Source organism: Pseudomonas sp. NPDC087614 (assembly GCF_044743485.1).
In the GTDB taxonomy this organism is placed as follows: domain Bacteria; phylum Pseudomonadota; class Gammaproteobacteria; order Pseudomonadales; family Pseudomonadaceae; genus Aquipseudomonas; species Aquipseudomonas baetica_A.
Genome location: NZ_JBIUWN010000141.1, coordinates 1 through 5,480, shown reverse-complemented (window position 1 = coordinate 5,480; position 5,480 = coordinate 1). Strand labels below are relative to the sequence as shown.

The window sequence follows — 5,480 nt, the reverse complement described above, 5'->3', positions numbered from 1 at the left end:
CCGACAATGACGCGCTTCTTGGATGTGTCAGAAGGGGCTGGATCACGCATAGGGATTCAATGAGTGTCTTGAAAAAGGACGCGATTCTATCAGGCTCACGGCCTCAAGGCTAAAGAGAAGGGCGGATCAGTTCGAGGCCGAAGTGATGGCCGGCCAGATAATCATCGATGCAGCGGATGATCAGCTCGCTGCGCCAGTTATCGCGCTGGGCGATTAATTCGTCGCGGGTCAGCCACTTGGCGCCGACGATGCCGTCGTCGAGCGGGCAATCCGGGTGGTGCTTCACGGCTTTGGCGCTGAAGCACACGCGTTGGTAGGTGACACCGTTGCTCGGTGCGGTGTACAGGTAAATGCCGATGACGCCGGTGGGTTCGACGTCCCAGCCAGTTTCCTCAAGGGTTTCGCGAATGGCAGCTTCGATCAGGGTTTCGTTCGGATCGAGATGGCCGGCAGGCTGATTGAGTACGTTGCGCCCGGCCTTGTGCTCTTCGACCATCAGGAAGCGGCCGTTGTCCTCGACGATGGTGGCGACGGTGATGTGGGGGAGCCATTCCATAAATCTTCCTCAATCTATTGGTTGAAACCTATCCCCTGTGGGAGCAGGCTTGCTCGCGAATACGGTTTGTCATTCAACATCTTTATTGACTGATCCAATGCATTCGCGAGCAAGCCCGCTCCCACATGGGGTCGTGTCTCAAGGATAAATGGGCCAGCGCCACAAAAAGAAACCCCGGCACTGGGCCGGGGCTTCTTTACAGCATTACAACCTTAAACCAGCGCAGCAACCGCCGCGTTGAAGGTTGCGCTTGGGCGCATGGCCTTGCTGATCAGCTCGGCATTGGCGTGGTAGTAACCGCCGATGTCCACTGGCTTGCCCTGCACGGCGTTGAGCTCGGCAACGATGGTTGCTTCGTTCTCGGTCAGGGTTTTAGCCAGGGGCGCGAACTGCGCTTGCAGTGCAGCGTCTTCGGTCTGGGCAGCCAGGGCCTGAGCCCAGTACATCGCCAGATAGAAGTGGCTGCCGCGGTTGTCGATGTTGCCGACTTTGCGCGATGGCGACTTGTTGTTGTCGAGGAACTGGCCAGTGGCCTGATCCAGAGTCTTGGACAGAACCAGCGCTTTCGGGTTGTTGTAGTTCACACCCAAATGCTCGAGGGATGCGGCCAGAGCCAGGAATTCGCCCAGCGAATCCCAGCGCAGGAAGTTCTCTTCAACCAGTTGCTGCACGTGCTTCGGTGCCGAACCGCCGGCGCCGGTTTCGAACAGGCCACCGCCGTTCATCAGCGGCACGATCGGGAACAGATCGGTAAGGTAGTCGAGCAGTACGTTGCCGGTCACCGAAATGGTGTCCTTGCCTTCGCGGGTGCGCTGCAGGGTGTACTTCATCGCGTCGACCGGCGCCATGATCTGGATGTCCAGACCGGCAGTGTCGTGATCCTTCAGGTAAGCCTGAACTTTCTCGATCACTACGCCGTCGTGAGCGCGCATCGGATCGAGCCAGAAAATGGCTGGAGTGCTGCTGGCGCGAGCGCGGTTGACGGCCAGTTTGACCCAGTCCTGGATCGGCGCGTCTTTGGTCTGGCACATGCGGAAGATGTCGCCAGCTTCAACAGCCTGTTCCATCAGCAGGGTGCCTTTGCTGTCGGTCACGCGAACCACGCCGTCAGCCTTGATCTGGAAGGTCTTGTCATGCGAGCCGTACTCTTCGGCTTTCTTCGCCATCAGGCCGACGTTTGGCACGCTGCCCATGGTGGTCGGGTCGAAGGCGCCATTGGCTTTGCAGTCTTCGATCACAGCCTGGTAGATGGTCGCGTAGCAGCGATCCGGGATCACAGCCTTGGTGTCGTGCAACTGGCCGTCGGTGCCCCACATCTTGCCGGAGTCACGGATCATCGCTGGCATCGAGGCGTCGACGATAACGTCGCTCGGCACGTGCAGGTTGGTGATGCCTTTGTCGGAGTTGACCATCGCCAGCGATGGACGAGCGGCGTAGACCGCTGCCATGTCGGCTTCGATCTGCGCTTGCTGATCGCTAGGCAGGGCCTTGATACGAGCGTACAGATCGCCGATGCCGTTGTTCAGGTTGAAGCCGATCTGGGCCAGCACGTCAGCGTGCTTGGTCAGCGCGTCTTTATAGAACTCGGCAACGATCTGGCCGAACATGATCGGGTCGGAGACCTTCATCATGGTCGCTTTGAGGTGAACCGACAGCAGCACGCCTTGTGCCTTGGCGCTTTCGATTTCTGCGGCGATGAACGCGCGCAGGGCGTTTTTGCTCAACACGGCGCAGTCGAGGATCTCGCCAGCCTGAACGGTGGTTTTTTCTTTCAGGACGGTCGTGGTGCCGTCTTTGGCGATCAGCTCGATTTTCACAGCGTCAGCGGCGTCGATCAGGGCGGCTTTTTCGCTGCCGTAGAAATCGCCGGTGCTCATGTGAGCAACGTGGGACTTGGAGTCTTTGGCCCATGCGCCCATTTTGTGCGGGTGCTTGCGAGCGTAGTTCTTGACCGACAGCGGAGCGCGGCGGTCGGAGTTGCCTTCACGCAGAACCGGGTTCACGGCGCTGCCTTTGACTTTGTCGTAACGCGCCTTGGCGTCTTTGTCGGCATCGCTGGTTACGGTTTCCGGGTAGTCCGGCAGGTTGTAACCCTGAGCTTGCAGCTCTTTGATCGCGGCTTGCAGTTGTGGAACCGAAGCGCTGATGTTCGGCAGCTTGATGATATTGGCTTCAGGCGTAACGGCCAGGTCGCCCAGTTCGGCGAGGTGATCGGCTACGGCTTTGTCGCCCAGTTGCTCGGGGAAGCTGGCCAGAATGCGTGCTGCAAGAGAGATATCGCGGGTTTCCACGGCGATATCGGCCGAGGCGGTGTAAGCCTCGATGATCGGCAGCAGGGAATAGGTGGCGAGGGCTGGAGCTTCGTCGGTGAAGGTATAGATGATCTTCGAGCGGGTGGGCATATTCGGATTAACTCTCTCTTCTTTGCTAAAGCGTGCGCAGAAACTCGAGGGGCGCCGGGTAAGCGCGTTCGTTCAAAGTCATCCATGAACCGAATGTCGAGATTCTTCGCGGTGATGTTGGGTGCATCGTTGAGCGTCAAGCAGTCGGACTGCGGTAACAGTTCAACCAAACAGGCGGAAAGTCTCGTGCTAGAGAGGCCAGCCGTCGTGACCCTTTGGTCAGCGGGCGGCATTATACATAGGTAGCTGGCAATCTGCCGATGGTTCATATGCAACGATTCTCGTCCATTGGTCTAAAGGTCGCAGGGCAGGGTGGGGCGTAGAGTCTTGCGCAATGCTTGAGTTTGGCGCTTTTCCCTTTGCTTTCAGGGTTGTACGAAACGAGATGTGCCTGCGCCTTGAACAGAGGGTTTGCGTGTTGATTTAACTGGGTTACGCTCGAACCAAGCCAGATGTTCAATCCAAACAATGGAGTTCAGCATGGGTTACAAGAAGATTCAGGTTCCAGCCGTCGGCGACAAAATCACCGTCAATGCAGACCATTCTCTCAATGTTCCAGATAACCCGATCATCCCCTTCATCGAAGGTGACGGCATTGGTGTTGACATCAGTCCGGTGATGATCAAGGTTGTCGATGCTGCAGTTCAAAAGGCATACGGCGGCAAACGCAAGATTTCCTGGATGGAAGTCTTCGCCGGGGAAAAAGCCACTCAGGTTTACGATCAGGACACCTGGCTGCCTCAGGAAACGCTCGACGCAGTCAAGGATTACGTGGTTTCCATCAAAGGCCCGCTGACCACCCCGGTCGGTGGCGGCATCCGCTCGCTGAACGTGGCTCTGCGTCAGCAACTCGATTTGTACGTCTGCCTGCGTCCGGTGCGCTGGTTCGAAGGTGTGCCAAGCCCGGTGAAAAAGCCTGGCGACGTCGACATGACTATCTTTCGCGAGAACTCCGAGGATATCTACGCTGGCATCGAGTGGAAGGCCGGTTCGCCGGAAGCCACCAAGGTCATCAAATTCCTTAAAGAAGAAATGGGCGTCACCAAGATCCGTTTCGACGAAAACTGCGGTATCGGCGTCAAGCCGGTTTCCCTCGAGGGCACCAAGCGCCTGGCGCGCAAGGCGCTGCAGTATGTGGTCGATAACGACCGCGATTCGCTGACTATCGTGCACAAAGGCAACATCATGAAGTTCACCGAAGGTGCCTTCAAGGAATGGGCCTACGAAGTGGCCGCCGAAGAGTTCGGCGCGACCCTGCTCGACGGCGGTCCGTGGATGCAGTTCAAGAACCCGAAAACCGGCAAGAACGTCATCGTCAAGGATGCCATCGCCGACGCCATGCTCCAGCAGATCCTGCTGCGCCCGGCCGAATACGATGTGATCGCCACCCTAAACCTCAATGGCGACTACCTCTCCGACGCTCTGGCGGCGGAAGTGGGCGGTATCGGTATCGCGCCGGGCGCTAACCTGTCCGACACCGTAGCGATGTTCGAAGCCACCCACGGTACTGCGCCGAAGTACGCCGGCAAGGATCAGGTCAACCCGGGTTCTCTGATTCTTTCGGCGGAAATGATGCTGCGTCACATGGGCTGGACCGAAGCGGCGGATCTGATCATCAAGGGCACCAACGGCGCCATCAGTGCCAAGACCGTGACTTATGACTTCGAGCGTCTGATGGATGGGGCCAAACTGGTGTCGTCTTCGGGCTTCGGTGATGCGCTGATCTCGCATATGTAAGAACTGCAAGCATGCAAATAACCGCCCCTCTCGGATAATAGAGGGGCGGTTTTTTATGGCTGAAGGTTTTGACGCGTCAACTGGTAACTTTTTGTTCTCTAAAGGTGTCCGGGACTGTTTCTTTTTCTTCTGTGGCTACGACCGCTGTAATATTGACCGCGTGCAGGCCTTTGGGCCCCTGAGCGATCACGAAGCTTACGGCCTGCCCAGCCTTGAGGGTTTTATACCCGTCCATTTCAATGGCGGAGTAGTGCGCAAAGAAATCAATATCTTTGCCAGCCTCGTCTCGACCTTCACGGGTGTCGGTATTGATGAACCCGAACCCCTTGGCATTGTTGAACCATTTCACCTTGCCGACAGCCATGCTCAAATCCCTCTGCAACAGACTCCAACGCTGGAGTATCATCCAGGACATCCGCAATCTAATCCGTTAAAAGGATTGACTCCGCGGATCTTTTTTACCCACTGTGGGCTCTATTGGTTGTAACACCGTTTTCCCGATAGTCAAGGTGACCGGGCAGTCGGAGTTGAAAACGTGTACAGCCGCCCCCACCACTGTATTTGCACAACTGACGAACCTTTCTGTCCATGCATGCATTCAGCCAGATTCGACTAACATTCTATCAGGATCGCCCGCTTCTCCAAAAGGATCTTCCAGAGGAGCACGACGACGATTCGGCAGGCGTTGCTGTTCAGGAAGCAAAGCCTGCGTTACAGGCGCCGCCGATGTACAAGGTGGTTTTGTTCAACGATGACTACACACCGATGGATTTCGTCGTCGAAGT

The 5,480-nt window shown here is 57.0% G+C and carries 5 protein-coding genes; 2 read left to right on the top strand and 3 right to left on the bottom strand.

The window, feature by feature from the left end; translation table 11 throughout:
• Nucleotides 1–109 precede the first annotated feature (109 nt).
• Together ACIOWA_RS27210 and ACIOWA_RS27205 are read right to left on the bottom strand one after the other, a co-directional pair.
• Entirely contained in the window at nucleotides 110–556 is a 447-nt protein-coding gene (locus tag ACIOWA_RS27210; protein WP_339496007.1) for an NUDIX hydrolase, read from the bottom strand.
• 212 nt (nucleotides 557–768) lie between these two features.
• Entirely contained in the window at nucleotides 769–2,958 is a 2,190-nt protein-coding gene (locus ACIOWA_RS27205; RefSeq protein WP_401162849.1) for an NADP-dependent isocitrate dehydrogenase, read from the bottom strand.
• Between the two features lie 480 nt (nucleotides 2,959–3,438).
• Between ACIOWA_RS27205 and icd the strand changes: the two genes are divergently transcribed.
• Nucleotides 3,439–4,695, top strand: coding sequence for an NADP-dependent isocitrate dehydrogenase (gene icd / locus ACIOWA_RS27200; protein ID WP_221730380.1), 1,257 nt, complete (start codon nucleotides 3,439–3,441; stop codon nucleotides 4,693–4,695).
• Between the two features lie 76 nt (nucleotides 4,696–4,771).
• Here the strand turns inward: icd and ACIOWA_RS27195 are convergent, their stop codons facing one another.
• Nucleotides 4,772–5,059, bottom strand: coding sequence for a cold shock domain-containing protein (locus tag ACIOWA_RS27195; RefSeq protein WP_339539009.1), 288 nt, complete (start codon nucleotides 5,057–5,059; stop codon nucleotides 4,772–4,774).
• 224 nt (nucleotides 5,060–5,283) lie between these two features.
• Between ACIOWA_RS27195 and ACIOWA_RS27190 the strand changes: the two genes are divergently transcribed.
• Nucleotides 5,284–5,480 (top strand): ATP-dependent Clp protease adaptor ClpS (locus ACIOWA_RS27190; RefSeq protein WP_401162847.1); only part of this gene is annotated, 197 nt, incomplete at its 3' end.